At 71.6% G+C, this 23735-nt stretch carries 20 protein-coding genes; 6 read left to right on the top strand and 14 right to left on the bottom strand.

What is annotated here, in order from left to right; genetic code table 11:
* Together LPA41_RS20590 and LPA41_RS20595 are read right to left on the bottom strand one after the other, a co-directional pair.
* A complete protein-coding gene (locus LPA41_RS20590; RefSeq protein WP_229072277.1) occupies positions 1-2121 on the bottom strand; it encodes an AAA family ATPase in 2121 nt (706 codons plus the stop codon).
* Between the two features lie 471 nt (positions 2122-2592).
* Positions 2593-3597 (bottom strand): alpha/beta fold hydrolase, encoded by a 1005-nt coding sequence (locus LPA41_RS20595; protein WP_229072278.1) that lies wholly within the window; start codon positions 3595-3597, stop codon positions 2593-2595.
* Positions 3598-3769: 172 nt separating this feature from the next.
* On the opposite strand from LPA41_RS20595, the gene LPA41_RS20600 reads away from it, so the two are divergent.
* Positions 3770-4366 (top strand): carbonic anhydrase, encoded by a 597-nt coding sequence (locus LPA41_RS20600; protein WP_229072279.1) that lies wholly within the window; start codon positions 3770-3772, stop codon positions 4364-4366.
* Positions 4367-4461: 95 nt separating this feature from the next.
* Here LPA41_RS20600 and LPA41_RS20605 read toward each other — a convergent pair whose 3' ends face one another.
* Complete coding sequence (locus LPA41_RS20605; RefSeq protein ID WP_229072280.1) at positions 4462-4788, bottom strand: hypothetical protein; 327 nt, start codon at positions 4786-4788, stop codon at positions 4462-4464.
* A gap of 243 nt (positions 4789-5031) precedes the next feature.
* Between LPA41_RS20605 and LPA41_RS20610 the strand changes: the two genes are divergently transcribed.
* Together LPA41_RS20610 and LPA41_RS20615 are read left to right on the top strand one after the other, a co-directional pair.
* Complete coding sequence (locus LPA41_RS20610; protein WP_229072281.1) at positions 5032-5523, top strand: DUF3145 domain-containing protein; 492 nt, start codon at positions 5032-5034, stop codon at positions 5521-5523.
* A gap of 193 nt (positions 5524-5716) precedes the next feature.
* A complete protein-coding gene (locus LPA41_RS20615; RefSeq protein ID WP_229072282.1) occupies positions 5717-7462 on the top strand; it encodes a glycoside hydrolase family 3 protein in 1746 nt (581 codons plus the stop codon).
* Between the two features lie 93 nt (positions 7463-7555).
* Here the strand turns inward: LPA41_RS20615 and LPA41_RS20620 are convergent, their stop codons facing one another.
* From LPA41_RS20620 to LPA41_RS20645, 6 genes are all read right to left on the bottom strand, one after another.
* Positions 7556-8959 (bottom strand): carboxyl transferase domain-containing protein, encoded by a 1404-nt coding sequence (locus tag LPA41_RS20620; RefSeq protein ID WP_229072283.1) that lies wholly within the window; start codon positions 8957-8959, stop codon positions 7556-7558.
* A 16-nt stretch (positions 8960-8975) separates the two neighbouring features.
* The gene (gene fabF, locus LPA41_RS20625) at positions 8976-10202 is read right to left on the bottom strand and encodes a beta-ketoacyl-ACP synthase II (protein ID WP_229072284.1); all 1227 of its coding nucleotides are present in this window, start codon (positions 10200-10202) and stop codon (positions 8976-8978) included.
* A 1-nt stretch (position 10203) separates the two neighbouring features.
* Positions 10204-10446 carry an acyl carrier protein gene (locus tag LPA41_RS20630; RefSeq protein WP_184953034.1) on the bottom strand — a complete coding sequence of 81 codons (243 nt, stop codon included), beginning with the start codon at positions 10444-10446 and terminating at the stop codon, positions 10204-10206.
* 47 nt (positions 10447-10493) lie between these two features.
* On the bottom strand, positions 10494-11444 hold the full coding sequence (locus LPA41_RS20635; protein ID WP_229072285.1) for a beta-ketoacyl-ACP synthase III: 951 nt from the start codon (positions 11442-11444) through the stop codon (positions 10494-10496).
* Positions 11441-12379, bottom strand: a complete 939-nt coding sequence (locus LPA41_RS20640) for an ACP S-malonyltransferase (protein ID WP_229072286.1) — start codon at positions 12377-12379, stop codon at positions 11441-11443. The genes LPA41_RS20635 and LPA41_RS20640 overlap by 4 nt, the downstream gene beginning before the upstream one ends.
* Positions 12380-12578: 199 nt before the next feature.
* The gene (locus tag LPA41_RS20645; RefSeq protein WP_229072287.1) at positions 12579-13754 is read right to left on the bottom strand and encodes a CdaR family transcriptional regulator; all 1176 of its coding nucleotides are present in this window, start codon (positions 13752-13754) and stop codon (positions 12579-12581) included.
* Positions 13755-13989: 235 nt separating this feature from the next.
* Here LPA41_RS20645 and LPA41_RS20650 point away from each other — a divergent pair, with 235 nt between their 5' ends.
* Together LPA41_RS20650 and LPA41_RS20655 are read left to right on the top strand one after the other, a co-directional pair.
* The gene (locus tag LPA41_RS20650; RefSeq protein ID WP_229072288.1) at positions 13990-14214 is read left to right on the top strand and encodes a hypothetical protein; all 225 of its coding nucleotides are present in this window, start codon (positions 13990-13992) and stop codon (positions 14212-14214) included.
* Between the two features lie 81 nt (positions 14215-14295).
* Complete coding sequence (locus LPA41_RS20655) at positions 14296-14958, top strand: TetR/AcrR family transcriptional regulator (RefSeq protein WP_229072289.1); 663 nt, start codon at positions 14296-14298, stop codon at positions 14956-14958.
* Here the strand turns inward: LPA41_RS20655 and LPA41_RS20660 are convergent.
* The 4 genes from LPA41_RS20660 to aceE form a co-directional block, all read right to left on the bottom strand.
* Positions 14885-15532, bottom strand: coding sequence for a hypothetical protein (locus LPA41_RS20660; RefSeq protein WP_229072290.1), 648 nt, complete (start codon positions 15530-15532; stop codon positions 14885-14887). The genes LPA41_RS20655 and LPA41_RS20660 overlap by 74 nt on opposite strands.
* A 293-nt stretch (positions 15533-15825) precedes the next feature.
* Complete coding sequence (gene gltX, locus LPA41_RS20665; RefSeq protein WP_229072291.1) at positions 15826-17232, bottom strand: glutamate--tRNA ligase; 1407 nt, start codon at positions 17230-17232, stop codon at positions 15826-15828.
* Between the two features lie 102 nt (positions 17233-17334).
* Positions 17335-19455: a methyl-accepting chemotaxis protein gene (locus LPA41_RS20670; RefSeq protein WP_229072292.1), complete on the bottom strand. Its 2121-nt coding sequence runs from the start codon at positions 19453-19455 to the stop codon at positions 17335-17337.
* Positions 19456-19541: 86 nt separating this feature from the next.
* Complete coding sequence (gene aceE / locus LPA41_RS20675) at positions 19542-22280, bottom strand: pyruvate dehydrogenase (acetyl-transferring), homodimeric type (RefSeq protein WP_229072293.1); 2739 nt, start codon at positions 22278-22280, stop codon at positions 19542-19544.
* A 228-nt stretch (positions 22281-22508) separates the two neighbouring features.
* Between aceE and LPA41_RS20680 the strand changes: the two genes are divergently transcribed.
* Positions 22509-23111, top strand: a complete 603-nt coding sequence (locus LPA41_RS20680) for a TetR/AcrR family transcriptional regulator (RefSeq protein ID WP_229072294.1) — start codon at positions 22509-22511, stop codon at positions 23109-23111.
* A gap of 60 nt (positions 23112-23171) precedes the next feature.
* On the opposite strand, the gene LPA41_RS20685 is transcribed toward LPA41_RS20680, so the two are convergent.
* Entirely contained in the window at positions 23172-23576 is a 405-nt protein-coding gene (locus LPA41_RS20685) for a YjbQ family protein (protein ID WP_229072295.1), read from the bottom strand.
* Positions 23577-23735 lie beyond the last annotated feature (159 nt).

The following is a 23735-nucleotide window of genomic DNA, read 5'->3' on the forward strand; positions in this document are numbered from 1 at the left end:
TCAGAGCCAGCCGGGGTTCGTGCCCACCGTGGTCAGCCGTTGCGTCGCCCGCGACAGCGCCACGTACAGGGTGCGGACCCCGGACTGGTCGACGGCGATCTGAGCCGGCTCGACCAGGACCACGGCGTCGTACTCCATGCCCTTGGCCTCCAGCGCGGTCACCACCTGGACCCGCTCCGGCAGCCCGGCCACCCAGCCGGCCACCTCGTCCCGGCGGGGCACCGCCATGATCACGCCGATCGTCCCGTCCACCTCGGTGAGCTGCTTCTCGGTCAGCTCCCGCACCGTCTCCGGCAGCGCGGACGCGGAGGTCACCACGTCGGCCGGGTCGACGCCGGTGCTGCGCACCGCGGAGGGCAGCGGCAGATCCGGCATGATCTTGCGGATCACCGAGGCGGCCACCGCGAAGATCTCCGACGAGTTCCGGTAGTTGGTGGTCAGCGCGTAACTGTTGCGCTTGCGCGAGCCCAGCGCCCGGTCACGGGCCCGGTCCAGCTCGCCCGGATCACCCGACCAGGCGGTCTGCGCCGGGTCACCGACGACGGTCCAGGACGCGTAGGAGCCGCGGCGCCCGATCATCCGCCACTGCATCGGCGACACGTCCTGCGACTCGTCCACCACGATGTGCGCGTAGTCGCGGTAGTCCTCCTCGCGCTGCACCTGCTGGGCGCGTGCGGCCGCCTGGCGATCGGCGAAGGTGCTGACCTCCTGGACGCCGTCCCGGACGTGGAACGGGTTCTTGCTCTTCTTGGCCGGCTTGCGCGGGCGGCCCATCAGCTCGTCCAGCTCGTCCAGCAGCGCCACGTCGGCGATCGTCGGGCCCTCGGTGTCCAGCGCGTCGAACGAGCCCTGCAGGGTGGCGATCTCGTCGCGTGAGAGGACCCCGTTCGCGTACGCCCGGAGCCGTCCCGGATCGGCCATCCAGCGCAGCACCCGCATCGGGGTGAACCGCGGCCACCAGGCCCGCAGGAAGTCCCGGAAGTCGGTGCGGTCGGCCAGCTCCGCCTCGAACTCCCGCTTCTCCGGCAGACCACGCACCTGGTGCTCGCGGGCCTGCGCCCAGAGCGCGTCGAAGATCCGGTCGAAGCCGTGCCCGCGGACCTCGTTGCGGCGGGCGCCACGCGGCAGCGCCTGCCGCCGGATCTTGTCGAGGGCGGCGGCGTCCAGCCGCAGCAGCGTGCCGCGGTAGAGCAGGCGCAGCTCCGCCGGGGCGCCCGGCACCGCGTCGTGCGAGGCACGCTCCAGCACCCGGCGCATCCGCAGCGAGCCCTTGATCGCGGCGACCTCGCCGGAGTCGACCCGGGTGGCGTCGTAACCGGGCACCAGCGTGCCCAGCGAGCGCAGCGTCGCCGTCTCCTCGCCCAGGGAGGGCAGGACGGTCGCGATGTACTCCACGAAGACGCCGGACGGGCCGACCACCAGGATGCCACCGCCGGCGAACCGGCTGCGGTCCGAGTAGAGCAGGTAGGCCGCGCGGTGCAGAGCCACGGCGGTCTTGCCGGTGCCCGGCCCGCCGGTGACGATCGTCACGCCGGAGGCGGGGGAACGGATCGCCTCGTCCTGCTCGCGCTGGATGGTGGCGACGATGTCGCGCATGCCCCGCCCGGTCGCCTTCGCCAGGCTCGCCAGCAGGGCGCCGTCGCCGACCACCCGCATGTCGTCGGGTGCGGCGTCCGGGTCCAGCAGGTCGTCCTCGATGCCGGTCACCCGCTCGCCGGTCGACTGGATCATGCGCCGGCGGACCACCCCGAGCGGCTCGGCGGCGGTGGCCCGGTAGAACGCTGCGGCGGCCGGCGCGCGCCAGTCGACGACGAGGGGTTTCGAGTCGCCGTCCCGGATGCCCATCCGGCCGACGTAGTGGGTGGGGCCGGCCAGCAGGTCGAGGCGGCCGAAGACCAGCCCCTCGTACTCGGTGTCCAGGGCATGCCGGCGGCGGGCCGCGTGGAAGACCATCGCGTCCCGCTCGACCAGGGCGCCGAAGGTGCCCACGCCGGCCAGGCGGTAGCCCTCCTTCTCGGCCCGGGAGGCGTCCCGGCGCAGTTCGCCGAGACGGGCGTAAACCCGGTCCACATGCTCCTGCTCGACCGCGATCTCCTGCTGCAGGACGGTGGCGTCGCTCAAGTCGGCTTTCTCCCTCTCATGCCCGCCGCACCGCTCGCGCGGACGGGGGCAAAGTTCTGCGCACCACCAGCGCTTGCGCGAAGGGGGCAATCGAACTTACTCCTGCCCGGCCGATCGCGTCGAACGGCACCCCTCCGCCGGGCGCTGGAATCTCTCAGGATCGCCCGGGATCCGGCTTCGGTGCGGCGTTTCGCGCGATTCGCGCTTTCCCTGCGGACCGCGTGCCCGGTGCGGCCAGCTCTTCCGGCGCGGACCGCGCTGCCGGGCGCGGGCCGCTTCTTCTGGCGCGGACCGCGTTGTGGGGCGCGGGCCGCTTCTGGCGCGGACCGCGTTGTGGGGCGCGGGCCGCTTCTGGCGCGGACCGCGTTGTGGGGCGCGGGCCGCTTCTGGCGCGGACCGCGTTGTGGGGCGCGGGCCGCTTCTTCTGGCGCGGACCGCGTTGTCGGTGCGGGCCGCCCGCCGGGCCAACGACTAAGCGGCGCGGCGGCAGCGGGTGGTGTCCGCCCCGGTCGTGCGGCGCTCCCGCTTCGCCGCCGCTGTGGCGGCCTTGCCGGCCTTGGCCGCGGTGGCCGCCTTGGCCGCGCGCGCCGCCCGCCGGACGATCGTCACGAGCGCCGTGGACACCTCCTCCGGCCGCTCCAGCGGCAGCATGTGGCCGGCACCGGGCAGTACCTCCAGGGTGGCCCCGGGCAGGGCGCCGGCGATGGACTCGGCGCAGGCCGTCGGGGTCAGCCGGTCCCGGTCGCCGACCAGCACCGCCGCCGGCACGTCGGTGAGGGTGGCGAGCGTGTCCAGCCGCTGCTGGGCGCCGACCGACGCGCGGAAGCCGCCGATCGAGCGCAGCGAGGCGCGGCCGAGTGCTCCGAGGGTCACCCGCAGGGCGGACTCGGCGCACTCGTCGCCGAAGAGGAGCCACTGGACGGCCGGGCGCAGCGCGGGCAGCACGACCCGGTGCGGGCACCAGGCGCCGGAGCGGGCCAGCAGGCCGGCGCCGAACGTCTCGCCGGCCCGCAGCAGCCCGGCCACCCGCTGGGGGAGGCCGTAGTGGGTGTGGGTGTGCCCCTCGGCGGTGGTGGAGACGAGCAGCAGGCCGGCCACGCGGGCGGCGAACTCGGCCGGGTGGCGGTGGGCGTACTCCATGATCGTCATGCCGCCCATCGAGTGCCCGGCGAGGACCACCGGCCCGGACGGCGCGAACCGGCGCAGCACCTCGGCCAGGTCGTCGCCGAGCTGGTCCAGGGTGGCCGAGCCGAGCCGGGTGGACCCGGAGCGCCCGTGTCCACGGGTGTCGTACGCGATCACCCGCGGCGCCTTGCGCCCCATCGCACTCAGGGCCGCCACCTGGTCGTTCCAGGTCTGCTGGTCCTGGCACCAGCCGTGCAGCAGCACCACTGTCACCGGTGCGTCGGCCGGTCCGGAAACGGTCACGTGGAGCCGGACGCCGTCGGCCAGCCTGATCTCCGAACTGTCGGTCATGGGTACCTCCGTGAGGGTCACGGTCCCCGCAGTACCCGCGGGTAATAAGCATCACTCGCGATCACGTGTATTACCAGCATGTTTCGTCAAGATCTGGGGGCCGGGGCGACACGGACCGTGAGTTACCTCGCAATCACTTTGACCTCGCCGGCGAACAGCGAAAATCGTGTGCATGACGGCTACCCGAGACACCCCGGACGAGGCGTTGGACAAGCTGGTGACGGGCAACAAGCGCTTCGTGCACGGCACCCCTCGGTACGGCCATGACGTGACACAGGCGGCGACCACGGCGGGCGGGCAGGAACCGCACTCGCTGGTGCTCGGCTGCATCGACTCCCGGGTGCCCCTGGAGGCCATCTTCGACCAGTCGTTCGGCGCGATCTGCGTGGCCCGTTCCGGCGCGCACGTGCTGGACCGCTCCCTGATCGGCTCGGTCGGCTTCGCGGTGGCCGAACTCGGCGTCTCGCTGGTGCTCGTCGTCGGGCACAAGCGCTGCGGTGCGGTGCACGCCACGGTCAAGGCGCTGCGGGCCGGCGTCGTCTCCGAGGGCGAGGTGGGTTACCTGGTGGACCAGCTGGCCCCGGCGGTGCGGGAGTTCGGCCTGGACGACCCGGACGCGGGGGAGAAGGCGGTGCGCTCGCACGTGATCCGCACCGTGGACCGGCTGCACAAGGTGGACAGCCTGGCGGGTCCGATCGAGGCCGGCCGGCTGCGCGTGGTCGGGGCGATCTACGACCTGGACAGCGGCGCGGTGGAATTCCTCACCTGACAACCGCGAGCCACTGTCGTGATCTTCAGGTGATGCGAAAAGGCGCCTCCCGGGCGAAACCGGGAGGCGCCTTCTCGTCAGTACGGTGCAGGCACTCAGCCCTCGAAAACACCCGCGTCGGCGAGGCGCTTCTCGGTGGTGTCCCAGCCGTGCTCCGGGCTGGTGCTGTGCAGGGCGTTCAGCTCGGCGCGGATCTTGGCGCCGTGACCGGCGGCGGCCAGCACCCGGATCTCCTCGACGAAAGCGTCGGAGTCGGTCTTCATGTGCGTGGTCTTGCCGTTGGTCAGATTGCGCACGTACGCGAAGCGGCCGTTGGCGAGCGGGATGAGGTACTTGTACTCACCGAGCACGCTGAGGGCGCCGGAGGTGCTCTGGCCGGCGCGGACTGATGCGCGGGCGGTCTTCGAGGTGTTGCTCGCCACGGCGGCACTCCTTGGAGGAAAACTTGAGAAGCAGAAAAGGCCGTAGCAACCCTACACGACGTCGCTCGGACCGTGCCGTCGGAGCAGGTAAAGGCGTTGCACTGGGTATGCCACGACGGCGGGTCCCATAGTCGATGTTGCGGATTCTCTGGCGCACCATCCGTACCACCCGGCATCATGGGACACGATCAACCGCGGTCGAGGTCGTAGGGGAAGACGCACCTCGGTCTCCGGGAGGTCACCGTGCCAACGTGTGGCGTCGTATACGTCCACTCGACTCCACTCGCCGTGTGCCAGCATGTCGAGTGGGCGATCGCGCGCGTCTTGACCGCGCCGGTCAACCTGCAATGGACCGTGCAACCGGTCGATCCGAGCATGCGCCGAGCCGAGTGCAGCTGGACCGGCCGTGCCGGAACTGGCGCCGAGCTGGCTGCTGCCCTCCGGCAGTGGCCCATGATCCGTTTCGAGGTCACCGAGGAGCCCAGCGCGGGCATCGACGGCGAGCGGTTCATGCACGTCCCCGGGCGTGGCCTCTTCCATGGGGTCATGGGTGCTTCGGGTGACATCCAGATCGGCGAGGACCGGCTGCGGGCCATCATGACCTCGGCGCGTGCGCCCGAGGCGCTGGCGCACGCCCTGGACAAGGCGCTCGGCACCGCGTGGGACGCCGAGCTCGAGCCGTACCGCTACGCCGGCGACGGCGCCCCGGTGACGCTCCTGACCCGGGTCGGCTGACGGCTGCCCCGGTGCGCTCCTGACCCGGGTCCGCTGACGGCTGCGGCGGTGAGGCCCGCGCGGGCGGCGCGCCGGATGTGGGCCGGTGCGGCGGTCGAGCACGGCCCTGAACTGGGTAACCGGGCGAATACCGCGACTCGTGACACACCGGTTCTCAGTGATGAAGTGGCAACTGTTGCCGTGAACTGGTTCGATGGCGTGCGTGAAAAACCTGTTCCGCGCCGCTCTCGCCGTACCTTTGCTCCTTTTGTCCGGGGCCTGTGGCAACGATGAGCCGGCGCCGACGGCAACCACCTCGCCGGCGCCTCCGGCGGCCCCCTCGATCGCCGCCGAGCCGTCCGCGAGCGCAGGCCTGGTGATCAACGCGGACCCCGCCGCACGGGCCGCCGAGGTGGTCACCCGGCTCAGTGACGAGGACCTGGCCGGTCAGGTGCTGATGCCGTACGCCTACGGCAGTTACGCCACCGACGTGGACCCGGCCGCGGCCGCCGGCAACCAGCAGCTGGCCGGGGTGGACACACCCGCCGAGATGATCACCAAGTTCAAGCTCGGCGGCCTGATCCTGGTCGGCTTCACACCGGACGACCCCACCGGTGACACCAACCCCACCACGAACGTGGAGAACCCCAAGCAGGTCCGCGAGCTGACCCGGGGCCTGCAGCAGGCGGCCCTGAAACTGCCCGCCGCGGCGCCGCTGATGATCGGCACGGACCAGGAGTACGGGGTGGTCACCCGGATCACCGAGGGCGTCACCATGCTGCCGTCCGCGATGGCCGCCGGAGCCGCCGCCCAGCCCAGTCTCACCGAGCTCGCCTGGCGGGCGGCCGGCGCGGAACTGGCCGCGATGGGCATCACCGTCGACTTCGCCCCGGTCGCCGACACGCTGGCGACCCGCGGCGGCGGGGTGATCGGCTCGCGAGCGTTCGGCTCGGACGCCAAGGCGAACGCAGCGCAGGTCACCGCGGCCGTGCGGGGGTTGCAGGGCGCCGGGGTGACGGCCACCCTGAAGCACTTCCCGGGGCACGGGCACACCGCCGCGGACAGCCACGACGAGCTGCCGGTGATCAAGCAGAGCCGCAAGGACTGGGAGGCGCAGGACATGCCGCCGTTCCGGGCCGGCATCGACGCCGGCGTCGGCGTGGTGATGTCCGGGCACCTGGACCTGCAGGCCGTCGACAAGGGTGTGGCCGCCACGTTCTCGCACAAGGTGATGACCGATCTGCTGCGCAAGCAGCTCAAGTTCACCGGCGTCGCGATCAGCGACGCGATGAACATGACGCCGGCCAAGAAGTGGCCGGCGGGGGAAGCCGCGGTGCGCGCGCTCAACGCAGGCAACGACATGCTGCTGATGCCGCCGGACATCGCGGGCGCCCGGGACGGCATCGTGGCCGGGCTCAAGAGCGGCAGCCTCAAGCGGGAGCGCCTGGTCGAGGCGGTCACCCGGATCCTCACCCTCAAGTTCCGTACCGAGATCAGGAACCAGCCGCCCCTCGACGTGATCGGTTCGGCGGCGCACGAGCGGTCGGTCGGCGCCCTGGACGCCGCGTCCATCACGGTGCTCCGCGGCAAGTGTTCCGGCCCGCTCGTGGACGGCGCGGTCACCGTCACCGCGCCGGCCTCGCGCGAGCTGGCCCGGGTGAACCTGGTCCGCGCGCTCCAGTCGGCGGGCGTCAAGGTCCAGGCTGACGGCGGCAAGATCATCAGGCTGGTCGGGTACGGGGACCAGCACGTCGACCTGGACGACGCGGCGGCGGTCACCGTGATGATGGACAGCCCGTCGCTGCTCGGCCTCTCGCGGTCGCCGGCGCTTGTGGCCACGTACTCGTCGAGCAAGCTCTCGCTGACCGCCCTCGCCGCCGTGATCGCGGGCAAGGCGAAGGCGCCGGGGCGCTCGCCGGTCGAGGTGCCCGGCCTGCCGCGGAGCGCGTGCGTGAAGTGACCCGGAGGCCGGGCCCGGGCCGCGGAGCGCATGCGGCCGGGCGCGTGCGTCAAGTGACCTCGCCAGGCCGGCAGCCAGGCCCGGCTGCCGGGTTCAGAGGGGGATGTTGCCGTGCTCGCCGCGACCGGCGGGTGCGGCAGCGATCGCCTCGGCGATCCGGCGACGAGTCTCCGCCGGCCGGATGACGGCGTCCACCACGCCGATCTCCAGGGCCCGGTGCACGCCACCGCCGAGCATGTCCTGCTCGGCGATCAGCTCCTCCCGCAGCGCCGCCCGTTCCGCCGGTGGCGTCCCGGCCAGCCGCCGGCCGTGCAGGACCTCCACCGCCGCGCCGGCGCCGGTCACGGCGATCTCGGCGTCCGGCCAGGCGAAGACCGCGGTGGCGCCGAGTGCCCGGGAGTTCATCGCGAGGAAGGCGCCTCCGTAGGCCCGCCGGGTCACCACTGTCACCCGGGGCACCACCGCCTCGGCGAAGGCGTGCACAAGCTTGGCGCCGCGGCGGACCAGGCCGTCCCACTCCTGGTCCACGCCGGGCAGATATCCGGGCGCGTCGACCAGCACGATCAGCGGGACGCCCAGCGCGTCGCACATCCGCACGAACCGGGCGGCCTTCTCGGCTCCGGCGGCGTCCAGGCAGCCACCGAGGCGTATCGGGTTGTTCGCGACCACGCCGACGGTCCGGCCGCCGAACCGGCCCAGCGTGGTGACGACGTTCGGCGCCCACCTGTCGTGCAACTCCACACCGGGCTCGTCGAGCAGAGCCCGGACGACGGGCACGGCGTCGTAGACGCGGTCGGTGGAGGCCGGTATCAGGGTGTCCAGCCGGCCCGGTGGCACGTCGTCCGGTGAGATCCGGCCCTGCCGGCCGAGGAGGCGTACCAACCGGCGGGCCTCGGCCAGCGCGGTGTGATCGTCGGCGGTGGTGACGTGGGCGACGCCGGAGCGGCTGCCGTGCGGCTCCGGGCCGCCGAGCCGTTCCTGGTCGACCCGTTCGCCGGTGGCACCGTGCAGCATGGTGGGACCGGTCGCGAAGATCCGGCCGGCCGCGCTCATGATCACGATGTCGGTGAGTGCCGGCCCGTAGGCGGCGCCGCCGGCGGCCGGGCCGAGCACCACGGAGAGCTGTGGCACCCGGCCGGACGCGCGGACCATGGCGGCGAAGACCTGCCCGACACCGTCGAGCGCGACGACGCCCTCGGCGAGACGGGCGCCGCCGGAATGCCAGAGACCGACGACCGGCACGCGGTCACGGACCGCCCGGTCGGTCGCCTCGACGATGCGCAGGCAGCCGCCGGTTCCCAGTGCGCCACCCATCCGGGTGGCGTCGGTGGCGAAGGCGATCACCGGCGTGCCGTCGGCCTCACCCCGTGCGTGCAGCACACCCGAGTCGTCCCGGGGTGCCAGCAGGCGCAGCGTGCCGCGGTCGAAGAACGTCCGCAGCCGCTGCTCGGGGTCGTGCGGGCCGACGGCAGCCGGATCGGTTTCCGGCGTGGTCACTGTCTGTGCACGAGCTCTACGCGCGGGCGAAGATCAATGCCACGTTGTGACCGCCGAAGCCGAACGAGTTGTTCATCGCGGCCTGGATCTCGAGCGGCCGCGCCTTGTGCGCCGCCACGTCAAGGTCGAGCCGTTCGTCCGGGTCGTCGAGGTTGATGGTCGGGGGGATCACGCTTTCGCGCAGCGCGAGGACGGTGGCGATCGACTCGACCGCGCCGGCCGCACCGAGCAGGTGCCCGCTCATCGACTTGGTCGAGGTGAGGACCGGGTGGTTGCCGAGGGCGGTCTTGATGCCCTTGACCTCCCCCATGTCACCGACCGGGGTCGACGTGGCGTGCGCGTTGACGTGCTGGATGTCGGCGCCGGTCAGGCCGGCGTCGCGCAGCGCCATCCGCATCGCGCGGATGCCACCGCGGCACTCCGGGTCCGGCTGGACGATGTCGTATCCGTCCGAGGTGACCCCGGCGCCCAGGAGGCGGGCGTAGACCTTGGCGCCGCGGGCTGCGGCGTGGTCGGCGCGCTCCAGGACGATCGTGCCGGCACCTTCACCGAGGACGAAGCCGTCCCGGTTCTTGTCCCACGGCCGCGAGGCCTTCTGCGGGTCGTCGTTGCGGGTCGACATGGCCCGCATCGAGGCGAACCCGGCCAGCGGCAGCGGATGCACCACGGCCTCGACACCACCGGCCACCACCACGTCGGCACGGCCGGCGCGGATCAGGTCGAGGCCCAGGGCCACGGCTTCGGCGCCGGTGGCGCAGGCGCTGGCCATGGCCCGGACGCCGCCCTGCGCGCCGAGCTCCAGGCCGACCCAGGCGGCCGGTCCGTTCGGCATCAGCATCGGCACGGTGTGCGGGCTGACCCGGCGCGGGCCGGAGCGCTCCAGGATGTCGTCCTGCTCCAGCAGCGTGGTGGCGCCGCCGATGCCGCTGCCGATGCTGACCGCGAGACGTTCCGGGTCGAGACCGGAGTCGGCCAGGCCGGAATCGGCCCAGGCCTCACCGGCCGCGATCAGGGCCATCGCCTCGGACCGGTCGAGCCGGCGCATCTTGACCCGCTCGATGAGCGTGGACGGGTCGACGGCGAGTTGTGCGGCGATCCGCACCGGGAGCTGACCCGCCCACTCCTGAGTGAGCGGGCCGACCCCGGAGCGGCCCGCGAGCATGGCGTCCCAGGTGGACGCGACGTCCCCGCCCAGCGGGGTCGTCGCGCCGAGCCCGGTGACGACGACGTCTACGTTGCTCATGTCAGTGGTTGGCCTCGATGTAGGAAACGGCATCGCCGACGGTCTTGAGGTTCTGCACCTCGTTGTCCGGGATCTTGACGCCGAACTTCTCCTCGGCGGCCACGACGACCTCGACCATGGACAGCGAGTCGACGTCCAGGTCGTCGGTGAAGGACTTACCCTCGGCGACGTCGTCCGGGTTCACCCCGGCGACCTCCTCGAGGATCTCGGCGAGGCCAGAGGTGATCTCTTCGCGAGTTGCCATTCTCGTTCTTTCTCTAGGTGGGTGGTGAAGCGACCGGCCGGTGCTGCTCAGGGGCAGCGGACGACCTGGCCGGCGTAGGTGAGGCCGCCGCCGAAGCCGAAGAGCAGGACGGGTGCCCCGGAGGGGACCTCGCGCCGCTCGATGAGCTTCGACAGTGCCAACGGCACACTTGCCGCTGAGGTGTTGCCGGATTGCACCAGATCCTTGGCGACGATCGCGTCCGGGCTGAGCCCGAGCCGCTTCACGATGCCGTCGATGATCCGGGTGTTCGCCTGGTGCGGCACGAAGGCCGCCAGTTCGGACGGGTCGACGCCGGCGCGGCGGCAGGCCTCGATCGCGAACGGGGCGAGCTCGGTGGTGGCCCAGCGGAAGACCACCTGGCCTTCCTGCTCGATGTACGGCCGCCAGCCCTCGATCCGCAGCACGCCACCCTTGTCCGGGGCGGAACCCCAGAGCACCGGGCCGACGCCGGCTTCCTCGCCCTCGGGGGCGGCCGAGACGACCGCGGCGCCGGCGGCGTCACCGAAGAGCACGGCGGTGGTGCGGTTGGACCAGTCGACGACGTCGGAAAGCTTCTCCGCGCCGATCACCAGGGCGTTGCGGGACGCGCCGGCGCGGATCGCGTGGTCCGCGGTGCCGAGGGCGTACGAGAATCCGGAGCACGCGGTGTTCAGGTCGTAGGCGGCCGGCGCCGTGATGCCGAGCCGGCTCGCGACGCGGGACGCCACGTTCGGGCAGCGGTCGATCGACGTGCAGGTCGCAACGGTCACCAGGTCGATGTCGGCCGCACTGAGGCCGGAGCTCGCCAGCGCCTTCTCGGCGGCGTAGGTCGCCATGTCCGCGACGCTCTCGCTGTCCGCGATGCGGCGCTCGGCGATGCCGACCCGGTCCCGGATCCACGCGTCGTTGGTGTCCAGGTTCATGGCCAGGTCGTCGTTGGTGACCACGCGCGAGGGCTGGTAGTGGCCCATCGCGACGATGCGGGAACCCGCGGTCATCGTGCTCCTCCTTGGTGTCCGCCGTGGCGGGCGATCAGATCCCGGGCGGCGGGCAGGTCATCCGGCGTGTTCAACGTGACGATCTCGGGCGCGCCGTCGCCCTTGAGCTCGCGCTTGACCAGCCCGGCCAGGGTGCCGGCGGGCGGCAGCTCGATGACACCTGTGACACCGAGTGCGCGCAGCCGCGCCATGCAGAGGTCCCAGCGGACTGGCACGGTCACCTGGTGAACGAGGCGGCGGAGCACCTCGGGGCCGTCGCTGACGGCCTCGCCGTCGCGGTTGGACAGCAGCACCCGGGCCGGGTCCTGGACGGGCACCTCCGCCGCGTACGCGGCGAGCGCGGTCTCGGCCGTTGCCATGTAGGGCGTGTGGAACGCGCCGGCCACGGCCAGCGCGATCACCCGCGCCTTGGCCGGCGGTTCCGCCGCGAGATCGGCGAGAGCCGGCAGGCTGCCGGCGGCCACGATCTGGCCGGCGCCGTTGCTGTTCGCCGGGTGGAGGCCGTGCTTCTCGATCGCCGCGACCACCTCGTCCGGGTCGCCGCCGAGGACGGCGCTCATGCCGGTGGCCTCGAGGGCGCAGGCGGCGGCCATCTCCCGGCCGCGCACGCCGGCCAGGGTGACGGCGGCCTCGGCGGTCAGCGCGCCGGCCAGCGCGGCGGCGCCCAGCTCGCCGACGCTGTGCCCGGCCACCACGTCGACCTCGCCCAGGGGCAGCTGCTCGCCGGCGAGCAGGGCGGCCGCGACCAGCAGCGGCTGGGTGCGGGCGGTGTCCTTGATCTCGTCGGCGTCGGCCCGGGTGCCGAGGTGGACGAGGTCCACGCCGACGGCCTCGGACCAGCCGCGCAGGCGGTCCGTGGCACCGGGGAGTTCGAGCCAGGAGTTGAGGAAGCCGGGCTTCTGGGAGCCTTGGCCGGGGGAGAGTACGGCGAGCACGTCTTGACTCTTCCGGATAGGGAGTGGTTGAGGGGTTGCTGGGCGCGACGAAACCCTACGACGAGGTTTGTAGGAAACCTACAAAGGGGCCGCAGGCTTGCGCTACTTTAGCCCCATTTGCCCCAGAAGTTGGAATTTCCGAGCGCGACACGTCATCGGCGGACAGGACCGTCATCCTGAGGTAACGAGGGTGCGGCCGTCAGGCGGCGGGATCCAGCCGTCCGATCGTCAGAGCCATACGCAGAGCGAACGCGTCCCGGCCGTCGAACGGCGAGAGCGCCGTGACCTCGGCCACCCGGCGCAGGCGGTACCGCACGGTGTTGGGGTGCACATACAGCTCGCGTGCCGCACTCTCCAGCACCCCGCCGGCCGCGAAGAAGGCGTCGAGCGTCTCGATCAGGGCGCCGCCCGCGCGGGTCAGGCCACCGAAGACCTCGTGGCGCAGCTTGCGGCGGGCGTCCGCGTCGCCGGCCAGGGCGCGTTCCGGCAACAGGTCGTCGGCGGCGACCGGGCTCGGCGCGCCCGGCCAGGCCGGCGCGGCCCGGAACCCGTTGAGTGCGGCCCGGGCCGACTCGGTGGCCTGGTCCAGGGACGGGACCGCCGGACCGACCACGACCGGGCCCTCGCCGAAGCTGCTGCCCAGCGCCGCCGCGGTGGCGACCGGATCGGTCGCGCCGCCCACCACCACGACCAGACGGTCGCCGTGCACGCCGCCGATCACCTCGAGGCGGGCCCGCCGGGCGGCCCGGTAGACCGCGTGCAGCACGGCGGTGATGTCGCCGCCCGGTGAGCGGCCCACCACCACGGTGACCGGTGGCGCGTCGGTCCAGCCCAGGGCGGCCGCTCGGCTGGCCAGGATGTCCGAGGAGTCGCCACGCAGGAGCGCGTCGACCAGCAGTGCCTGCAGCCGGGCGTCCCAGGCCCCGCGGGACTCGGCGGCGCGGGCGTAGACCCGGGCGGCGGAGAAGGCGATCTCCCGGGAGAAGCGGAGGATCGCCTGGAGCAGCTCGTCGGTCTCGCCCTCGTCGGCGAAGCCCGGCACCTCCGCCTCGGCGACGTCGATCGTCACCTTGATCAACTGGACGGTCTGGGTCAGCGTGATGATCCGGGCCAGCGCCCGCGGCGCGGCGGCGAAGACCTCGTCGGAGATCTCACTGGTGCTGACGGCCACCGTGGCGCCGGAGCGCAACCACTCCACCAGGGAGCGGACGCCGGCCTGTGCGACGAGCATCACCCAGGAACGCTGGTCGGCCGGGAGCGCCCGGAACCACGGCAGCGTCTCATCCATGCGCGCGACCGCCGAACTGGCGAGCGCTCCGGCGTGCCGTTCGATCCGGCGCAGGGTCCCGGCTCGCAGGGGATTGCTGTCTGCCACGTCGTCCAGCGTGTCACGGGGCGGAAGGCGAGCAACGGGTACCCGGTTTAGGCACTTTTATTACATTTGACCGGTGTAGCGGTGCGCCTCTACCGCGATTTCGGTCGGTGACCTGGCATCGTGTCGGACGAGTGCGGTCCGGGCCGGGGTTAACACCGTGCGCCACGGTGCCGATGAAGAGACGGTGCCGAGGAAAGCTGGTGTTGGTGTCGGGGACACGGATCGAGGAGGCGAGATGATGGAACGGGACGACGCGATCACGCGTACCGATGGCGATCCCGTCCTCGACGAGATGCCGGTGCCCGCACCGGTCGACGAGGAGCCGATCCTGGATGCGGGATCGGGACGGGTCGGATGCCGGACCGAGCTGCGTGGGTGGGCCGGTGCCCACCTGCACGGCGCCGTGCGCCCCAGGCGACGCGCGGCGGGCCGAGGGCGGCCACCCGGCCGCTGGTGCTGACCGAACCCGTACGGGTGAGTGGTGAACCGGCCCGGGCGAGTTTCGCCCGGGCCGGACCGCTGTGCTGGTCAGCTAGGTGCGGTGGATGACAAGAGACGGCTGATTCTCGACCAGGCGCTCGCCCTGGTGGACGAGCGCGGCCTCGCGGCGATGTCGATGCGGGCCGTCGCCGAACGGGTCGGGCTGACCTCGATGGCCCTCTACCCGTACGTCGGTGGCAAGGACGCCCTGCTGGACGGGCTGGTCGACCTGCTGCACCTGGAACTGGACGCGTCCGTCGGCGACGACCTGGCCGACATCGACTGGCGCCGCCGGCTGCGTGCCCTGGGCCGGGCGGTCCGCGCGCTGGCCCACGCGCACCCGAGCGCCTTCCCCCTGATGCTGAACCGGTCGGCGGCGGGTGCCTCGGCCTCCTGGCTGACCGCGGCGTTGCGCGGCATCCTGCACGACGCCGGGGTGCCGGCCGCCGAGGTGCCCCGGCTGGCCCGGATGATCTGCGCGTTCCTGCTCGGGCACACCACCGGCGAGGTGACCGGCGGGCTGCCGGCGGCCGAGCACGACGAGCACGACGAGCACGACGAGCACGACGAGCACGACGAGCACGACGAGAACGGCCAGGCGGACGTCGAGTTCGACGCCGACCTGGCCGATTTGATCACGCTGGTGGAGGTCAGATCCGGCGGCGGATCAGGAACGCCATCCCGGCCAGACCCACCAGGATCACCAGCAGAACCGCCCCGTTGAGCAGGAACAGCCGGCGGACCTCGCCGAACACCTCGGACATGCTCTCCACCGGGTTGACCTCGCTGGCGCCCAGGTCCTCGCCGATGCCCCCGCCGATGCCGCCGTGCACCACGTCGGGCTTCGCCTCGAGCGGCGCACCGGACAGGCGCAGCGACTCGGACATGGAGAGCCGGCCGTAGAACCAGCCCGCGGTCTTCTTGCCGGACGGCTGCTTGGCCGGGCGGTAGGCCCGGGGACCGCCCGCGGCGAGCGGGTAGAGGTCGTAGACCAGGCTCGGCGCGTCCTTGACCAGAACGGTCACGGTGTACTTGTCACCGAGCTTGCCGGATTTCGGTGCCGAGGTCTGCGGCCGGGCCGAGGCCAGCCAGTCGACCTCGATGAACAGTTTCTCGAAGAGCCGCGGCTCGTCGGTCTGCCGGACCACGATGGGCTTCTCGATGCCCTTGCCCTTGATCTCCAGAGCACTCGGCTTGTTGTCCTTCGGCGCGGCGTGAGCCGCGGGGGTGACAGCGAACGTCAGTGCGCCGGCCACCGCCATCGCCACTACCGCCGACACCAACCTGGTGAGCACCATCCGACCTCCCCGCCCGTGGATGGACATGAACCAGTAACCCGCTGTCGCACCGATGGCACCGGCACGGCGGCCCAGACCTACAGCCTTCCCGGACACCGGCCCGGCCGCATCTTGAGGCAGGGTGAATTGGAGCCATGTGGGTACGGCTGACTCAGTGACGTGACCGTTGATCAGCGGCCGAACAGTACCAAGCCCACGCGAACGGTGGGGGTGGTGGCCACCCTGGCAGCGGAGAGCATCACCGCATGCGGCGAACGGTGCTGGCGCGCCGCCCGCCGCATGCGGTAAAAGCGTCAGAGACGCCCGCGAGCAGCGGTAAGACGCGCCAGCGTGCGCTCCCGGCCGAGCACCTCGAGCGACTCGAAGAGAGGCAGGCCGATGGTCCGGCCGGTCGCGGCGACCCGGATCGGTGCCTGAGTCTTGCCCAATTTGAGACCTCGGGCCTCGCCGACCTGCTCCAGCGCGGCCTTGAGCGACTCGGCCGACCAGTCGGTCAGTGCGCCGAAGGCGGTCACCGTCGCGTCCAGGATGTCCGCCGCGCCCTCCTTCATCGCCTTCGCCCAGGACGCCTCGTCGTGGACGGGTTCGTCCAGGAAGAGGAAGTCGACGTAGTCGACGATCTCGGAGAGGACCGCGATCCGGGTCTGCGCGAGCGGGGCGATCCCCGCGAACACCTGGATGTCGAACGCGTCCGGCGACCACGGCGGCGCGGCGATCGTGTCGGTGCCGGTCAGCCACGGTGCGCAGACCTGGGTGAACTCGTCCGGCGTCAGCGCGCGGATGTACTCCCCGTTGAAGGCGCGCAGCTTTTTGATGTCGAAGAAGGCCGGGGCGTGGCTCACGTCCTCGATCCGGTACTCCTCCTCGACCACCGACCACGGGACGATCTCCCGGTCGCCGGTGGGTGCCCAGCCGAGCAGCATCAGGTAGTTGCGCATCGCGGCGGCAAGGTAGCCCTCGTCCCGGTACGACTCCAGCGCGACCTTGTCCCGCCGCTTCGACAGCTTCTGCCGCTTCTCGTTGACGATCACCGGAACGTGACCCCAGATCGGCGGCGTGGCGCCCAGCGCCTCCCAGAGCATCTGCTGCTTCGGCGTGTTGGGCAGGTGCTCCTCGGCCCGGAACACGTGCGTGATGCCCATGCTCATGTCGTCGACCACGTTGGCCAGTAGGAAGACCGCCGAGCCGTCGCTGCGGGCGATGACGAAGTCCTCGATCAGCTTGTTCTCGAAGGTCGGCTTGCCGCGGACCAGGTCGACGACCACGGTCTCGCCCTCGTCCGGCGTGCGGAACCGCAGCGCGCGGCCCTCGCCGGGTCCGAGCGCCCGGTCCCGGCAGAAGCCGTCGTAGCCGGTGTGCGTGTTACCGGTCCGGGCGACGACGTCCTCACGCTTGCAGTCGCAGTAGTAGGCCTTGGCCTCGCCGTAGAGCCGGGTCGCCGCGGCGGTGTGGTCGGCCGCGTAGGACGACTGGTAGTAGGGGCCCTCGTACGTCCCGCGCTCGATGCCGATCCAGTCCAGTGCCGAGATGATGCCCTCGGTCCACTCGGGCCGGTTGCGGGCCGCGTCGGTGTCCTCGATCCGGAGCACGAAGACGCCGTCGTGCTGCTTGGCGTAGATCCAGTTCTGGAGCGCCGAGCGGGCACCGCCGACGTGGAACATGCCTGTGGGAGAGGGGGCGAAACGTACGCGAACAGTCACCACCCCAGCCTACCGAGACCTGCGATCGCCGTGCCGACCCAGTCCGGGCTGCACCCGGAACGGTGTCACCACCGGGCCCGGGCCACCCCGGCGCCCGCCCCCTCAGACGGTGAACCGCCCGACCAGCCCGGTCAGGCGCTGCGCCGTGGCCGTCAGCTCGTCCGCGGCCCGGTGCGCCTCGGCGACCGAGCGGCGGGTGCCCTCCATGGCACCGCTGACGGTTCCGATGCCCTCCGCGATGTCCCGGCTCCCGTGCGCCGCCTCGGAGATGTTTCGGGCCATCTCGGCGGTCGTGGCGGCCTGTTCCTCGACGGCCGCGGCGATCGCCGTCTGGAAGTCGTTGACCTGGGCGATCCGGGACGAGATCGCGTCGATGGCGGTGACCGCGCGGGCGGTGTCCGCCTCGATCGCGGCGACCCGGGCGGTGACGTCCTCGGTGGCCCGGGCGGTCTCCTGGGCGAGTTCCTTGACCTCGCCGGCGACGACCGCGAAGCCCTTGCCGGTCTCGCCGGCCCGGGCCGCCTCGATCGTCGCGTTCAGGGCGAGCAGGTTGGTCTGCTCGGCGATGTTGGCGATCAGCTTGACCACCTCGGCGATCGCCGAGGTGGAGGCGCGCAGCTCGGTGATCACGCCGGCCGCCGCGGCGGTCAGGCCGACACCGTCCCGGCCGGCCTGCGCGGCCTCCTGGGCGTTGTGCGAGATCTCGGTGATCGAGGCGCCCATCTGCTCGGCGCCGGCGGCCACCGTCTGCACCACGTGCGACACCGTGTCGGCCGAGACGCTCACCGTGCCGGCCCGGTCGGCGGCCGTGTCGGAGGCGCTGGAGAGTTCACCACCTGTCGCCGCGACCCGCCGGGCGGTGCCGGCGACCTCGTCGGACACCCCGGTCACCTCGAGGATCACCGATCGCAGCTCGGTGGCCGCGGTGTTCAGCGCGGTCGCCGCCTCGCCGATCTCGTCGTGGCCCCGGTCCTCGGCCGAGACGGTCAGATCCCGGGAGGCCAGCCTGGTCAGTGCGCCGGTGACCCGGCCCAGCCGGCGGGAGAGCCGGGCCGCCTGGTACCACGCGACCACCGCACCGACCAGCGCCAGCAGGACGGCGGCGATCACGAACGCGGTGAGCATGGTGCTGCGCCCGTCCCGGACGGCTTCGACGGTGCGCTCGGCGTCCGCGTCGTACCCGCCGACCGCGACCGCCCACTGGTACGGCCCGTAGTAGGCCACCGTCGTGGTGGTGGGGCCGGCCTGCGCCCCGGCCGAGCCGGGCAGCTGATATCTGGTCCGCCAGGTGGCGCCGTCCTCGAGCTGCGGCGCCTGGGTGACGATCTCCTCGACGTACCGGGTGCCGGCGGCGTCGGTGGCTTCCAGGCCGTTGGTCCCGGCAGCGCCGGACAGGCTGGAGGCGATCACCCGGCCCCGGTCGGCCGGCAGGGTGCTGTAGACGCTCACCCAGCCGTTCTGCCCGACCTGCTGACCGGAGATGGCCGACACCAGGTTCTTCAGCGCCTCGGCCTGCGGGACGCCGACGAAGTACGCGCCGATCACGTCGCCGTCGGCGTCCTTCACCGGGTCGTACGCGGTGATGTACCAGGTGTCGACCACCTGCGCCACACCTCGGTACGACTTTCCGGCCTTGATCGCGGCCGCCACCGCGTTGGGCTTGCCGTCCGCGCCGACCGCCGGGATGTACGTGCCGATCGCCCGGGTGCCGGCCTTGCTGCGCACCGTGGTGGCGACCCGCAGCAGGTCCCCGGCGGCGTTCATCCGCTGGAACAGGGTGATCTCGCCGCCGACCAGGTCCTTCGTGTCGTCGACGAGCGGCGTGGACCGGTCCGGGTCGGTGTTCTGCCCGAGCCAGGTGCCGGCGACGGTCACCCGGGGCAGCGTCACCCGGGTCTTCTCCTGGTTGACCTGGTTCGTCGCGGTCCAGGTGGCGGTGCGCTTCGCCAGGCGTACGCCGCCGCGCTGCTCGAGAAGACCGGAGGCGCTGTTCATGCCGACGTCGACGCCGTTCTGCACCTCGTCACCGACGGTCTGCACCAGCGTGGTGACGGCCGAGGCGGTGCGGTCCAGTTCGGCCTGGTTCTGCTGGAGCACCTCGCGCTGGGTGCTGTCCGCGAACCTGGCGCTCTGCCAGGCGCCGACCAGCACCAGGACCAGCGCGGTGACGAGGACGCTGCCCAGACCGAGGATGAGCAGCTGATGAAGGATGCGAAGCCGCATATCTCCCAGATCGGCACGACTTGCCGAGATGCTGAGGCGGCCCGCCGCATCGCGCGACGGGCCGCCTCATCGGCTGCTTCAGCGGATCAGCTGTCGCCGCCGGTCTCGCCCACGGGCGCGGCGTTGACGTCGTCGATCGCGTACTTCCGGGCCGCCTCGGCGGGCACGTGCTTCGCCACCTTGCCGCGCAGCGCGAGCTCGCGCAGCGTCGCCACGGTGACCGACTCGCCGTCCACGTGGAAGTGGCGGCGCAGCGCGTGCCGGGTGTCGCTCATGCCGAAGCCGTCGGTGCCGAGCGAGGTGTACCCGTTCGGTACCCACCGGCTGATCAGGTCGGGCACCGCGCGCATCCAGTCGCTGACCGCGACCGACGGGCCCTCGGTGTTCTCCAGCTTCTGCTGGATGTACGGCTTGCGGGGCTCGTCGCCCGCGTGCAGCAGGTTGTGCTCCTCCGCCTCGATGGCGTCGCGGCGCAGCTCGGTCCAGGAGGTGACCGACCAGACGTCGGCGCTCACGCCCCAGTCCTGGGCGAGCAGTTCCTGTGCCTTGAGCGCCCAGCGCATGCCGGTGCCGGAGGCGAGCAGCTGCGCCTTCGGGCCGTCCGTCGCCTGGCCCTCGCTGAACCGGTAGATGCCCTTGAGCAGGCCCTCGACGTCCACGTTCGCCGGCTCGGCGGGCTGGATGGCCGGCTCGTTGTAGATGGTGAGGTAGTAGAAGATGTTCTCCTGCTTCTCGCCGTACATCCGGTGCAGGCCGTTCTCGACGATGTGCGCGATCTCGAACGCGAACGCCGGGTCGTACGCCACCACGGCCGGGTTGGTCGCCGCGATCAGCAGCGAGTGCCCGTCCTCGTGCTGCAGGCCCTCACCGTTGAGCGTGGTCCGCCCCGCGGTGGCACCCAGCAGGAAGCCGCGGGTCATCTGGTCGGCGGCCGCCCAGAGCTCGTCGGCGGTGCGCTGGAAGCCGAACATCGAGTAGAAGATGTACAGCGGGATCATCGGCTCGTCGTGCGTCGCGTACGACGTGCCGGCGGCGATGAAGCTCGCGGTCGATCCGGCCTCGTTGATGCCCTCGTGCAGGATCTGGCCGTTCGTCGCCTCCTTGTAGGACAGGAACAGCTCCCGGTCCACGGAGGTGTAGGTCTGGCCGTGCGGCGAGTAGATCTTCTTGGTCGGGAAGAGCGAGTCCATGCCGAAGGTGCGGGCCTCGTCCGGGATGATCGGCACCCACCGGGCGCCGAACTCCTTGTCCTTCATGAGGTCCTTGAGCAGCCGGACGAACGCCATCGTGGTGGCGACCTTCTGCTTGCCGCTGCCCCGCTTGATGTCGCCGAACACCTTGGAGTCCGGGATCGCCAGCGACTTCGCCTTGGTCCGCCGGCTCGGGATCGAGCCGCCCAGGTCACGCCGGCGCTGCATCATGTACTGGTACTCGTCGGACTTCTCGCCCGGGTGGTAGTACGGCGGGAGGTACGGGTTCTCCTCGAGCTGCTTGTCGCTGATGTCGAGGTAGAGCCGGTCGCGGAAACCCTTGAGGTCGTCGAGGGTCAGCTTCTTCATCTGGTGCGTGGCGTTGCGGGCCTCGAAGTGCGAGCCGAGCGTCCAGCCCTTGATGGTCTTGGCGAGGATCACCGTCGGCTGCCCGGTGTGCTCGCTGGCCGCCTTGTACGCCGCGTAGAGCTTGCGGTAGTCGTGACCGCCGCGCTTGAGGTTCCACACCTCGTCGTCGGTCATGTTCTCGACCAGCTTGCGGGTCCGCGGGTCACGGCCGAAGAAGTGCTCGCGGACGTACGCCCCGGACTCGCCCTTGTAGGTCTGGTAGTCGCCGTCGGGCGTCGCGTTCATCAGGTTGACCAGCGCGCCGTCGGTGTCGGCGGCGAGCAGCGAGTCCCACTCGCGACCCCAGACGACCTTGATGACGTTCCAGCCGGCGCCCCGGAAGAACGCCTCCAGCTCCTGGATGACCTTGCCGTTGCCGCGGACCGGGCCGTCGAGACGCTGCAGGTTGCAGTTGATCACGAAGGTGAGGTTGTCCAGCTCCTCGCGGGCGGCCAGGCCGATCGCGCCGAGCGACTCGACCTCGTCCATCTCGCCGTCGCCGAGGAACGCCCAGACGTGCTGCTGGCTGGTGTCCTTGATGCCGCGGTTGTGCAGGTACCGGTTGTAGCGCGCCTGGTAGATCGCGTTCAGCGGGCCGAGGCCCATGCTGACCGTCGGGAATTCCCAGAAGTTCGGCATCAGGCGCGGGTGCGGGTACGACGGCAGGCCGCCACCCGGGTGCGACAGCTCCTGCCGGAAACCGTCGAGCTGGTCGGTGCTGAGCCGGCCCTCGAGGTAGGCCCGCGCGTACATGCCGGGGGAGGCGTGCCCCTGGAAGAAGATGTGGTCGCCGCCGCCCGGGTGGTCCTTGCCCCGGAAGAAGTGGTTCATGCCGACCTCGTAGAGGCTGGCGGACGACGCGTAGGTGGAGATGTGGCCGCCGACGCCGATCTCGGGGCGCTGCGCGCGGTGCACCAGCATCGCGGCGTTCCACCGGATGTAGGCCCGGATCCGGCGCTCGACGAACTCGTCACCGGGGAACCAGGGCTCGCGCTCCGGCGGAATGGTGTTGATGTAGTCGGTGGACGTCAGTGGCGGAACGCCGACCTGTCGCTCCCGGGCCTTCTCCAGGAGGCGCAACATCACATAACGGGCTCTCTTGGCGCCGCGTTCGTCGATGACTCCGTTGAGCGACTCGACCCACTCGTTGGTTTCCTCGGGGTCGATGTCGGGAAGCTGGCTCGGCAGGCCATCGCTGATCACCGGGCGCTTGCGCTCCGTGGCCACAGGCAATCCTCTTGGTTGAGTGTCGGTAAACCCGGGCGACCTAGGTGGCGAATCGCTCGGACAGGACCTCCATCCTGCCCCCTTTCGGTGGGCGTCGTCACGTCTACCCGAGGTGTCAGCGACGCTCGACACATGTACTGACCAGTAACTTTCGGCCGGTTCCCGCCGCCACCTGGACACTTCTCGCCATACTTGAGCAGGCGTTCCAGAATCGATAGGGTGCCCGGCGTGGCGCGTACCCGGGAATTCGATGTCGGCGAGGCCGTGACGCGCGCCACCCATCTGTTCTGGCACCAGGGGTACGAAGCGACCTCGATGCGCGAGCTCGCCGAGCGACTCGGGGTCGGCCAGGGTTCGCTCTACGCCGCGTTCGGCAGCAAGGACGGCCTCTACCGGGCCGCGCTGGAGCACTACCGGGACACCGTGGCCGCCGTGCCGGCTCACGCTGCCGGCAGCGGCGGCAGTGACGGCGGCGGCGACGTGCGTGCGATGGTCCGGGCCGTGCTGCTGGACCGGGTCCGGGTCGCCGCCGAGGGCGGGCAGGGCTGCCTGCTCGTCGACGCCGCGGCCGAGCGGCTGCCCGGTGACCCCGCCACCGGCGCGCTCGTCCGGGACGCGACGGCGGCGATCCGGGAGGCGCTCACCCGGATCCTGACCGCCGCCGCCCGGCGCGGCGAGATCCCGGCGGGACGCGACCCGGCCGCGCTCGCCGGCTTCCTCGTCACGTTCCTCAACGGACTGCTGATCTCCAGCAAGGTGACGCCGGACCCCGAAGCACTGGCCGCCGACATCGAGGTCGCGCTGGCGGTCCTGAGTCACCCCGGCCCCTGAGCCGCCGCCCACGTCCGGCCCGCCTGCGGTGGGGTGGGATCAGCCGGCCAGAAACGAGGATCAGCCGGCCAGGAACGAGAACCGGACCTGACGGATCGGGTTGTCGCCGTTCGGGTCGACCAGGCAGATCGACTGCCAGGTGCCGAGGGCGATCTTCCCGCCGATCACCGGCAGGGTGGCGTAGGGCGGGATCCAGGCCGGCAGCACATGGTCGCGGCCGTGTCCCCGCGAGCCGTGCCGGTGCTGCCACTTGTCCTCCGCCGGCAACAGGTCGTCGATCGCGGTGAGCAGGTCGTCGTCCGAGCCGGCCCCGGTCTCGATGATCGCCACGCCGGCGGTGGCGTGCGGCACGAAGACGTGCAGCAGGCCGTCCTGCTCGGAGGCGACGAACCGCTCGGCCTCCCGGGTGATGTCGTGCACCACGGGATGGCTGCCGGTCCGTACGGTGATCAATTCGGTACGCATGGTCTATGTATATAGATCCAGCAGCAGGAAGAGCCCGGCGGTACCGGCCAGCCAGCACAGGCAGACCACCAGCCGGCCGGCCGCGTACCTGAAGATCATGTCCTGAGTACACCACCGGGTGACCGGCGTCCACGCAGAGATCGACACGCTTGATCGGCT

It is taken from the genome of Actinoplanes sp. DH11 (genome assembly GCF_020873875.1).
Lineage (GTDB): Bacteria > Actinomycetota > Actinomycetes > Mycobacteriales > Micromonosporaceae > Actinoplanes.

Excerpts from the sequence above, each read along its gene's own strand:
- LPA41_RS20595 (WP_229072278.1), bottom strand. The coding sequence starts at position 3,597 with ATGACCGACAGTTCGGAGATCAGGCTGGCCGACGGCGTCCGGCTCCAC.
- LPA41_RS20600 (WP_229072279.1), top strand. The coding sequence starts at position 3,770 with ATGACGGCTACCCGAGACACCCCGGACGAGGCGTTGGACAAGCTGGTG.
- LPA41_RS20615 (WP_229072282.1), top strand. The coding sequence starts at position 5,717 with ATGGCGTGCGTGAAAAACCTGTTCCGCGCCGCTCTCGCCGTACCTTTG.
- fabF (WP_229072284.1), bottom strand. The coding sequence starts at position 10,202 with ATGAGCAACGTAGACGTCGTCGTCACCGGGCTCGGCGCGACGACCCCG.
- LPA41_RS20630 (WP_184953034.1), bottom strand. The coding sequence starts at position 10,446 with ATGGCAACTCGCGAAGAGATCACCTCTGGCCTCGCCGAGATCCTCGAG.
- LPA41_RS20635 (WP_229072285.1), bottom strand. The coding sequence starts at position 11,444 with ATGACCGCGGGTTCCCGCATCGTCGCGATGGGCCACTACCAGCCCTCG.
- LPA41_RS20650 (WP_229072288.1), top strand. The coding sequence starts at position 13,990 with ATGATGGAACGGGACGACGCGATCACGCGTACCGATGGCGATCCCGTC.
- LPA41_RS20660 (WP_229072290.1), bottom strand. The coding sequence starts at position 15,532 with ATGGTGCTCACCAGGTTGGTGTCGGCGGTAGTGGCGATGGCGGTGGCC.
- LPA41_RS20670 (WP_229072292.1), bottom strand. The coding sequence starts at position 19,455 with ATGCGGCTTCGCATCCTTCATCAGCTGCTCATCCTCGGTCTGGGCAGC.
- LPA41_RS20685 (WP_229072295.1), bottom strand. The coding sequence starts at position 23,576 with ATGCGTACCGAATTGATCACCGTACGGACCGGCAGCCATCCCGTGGTG.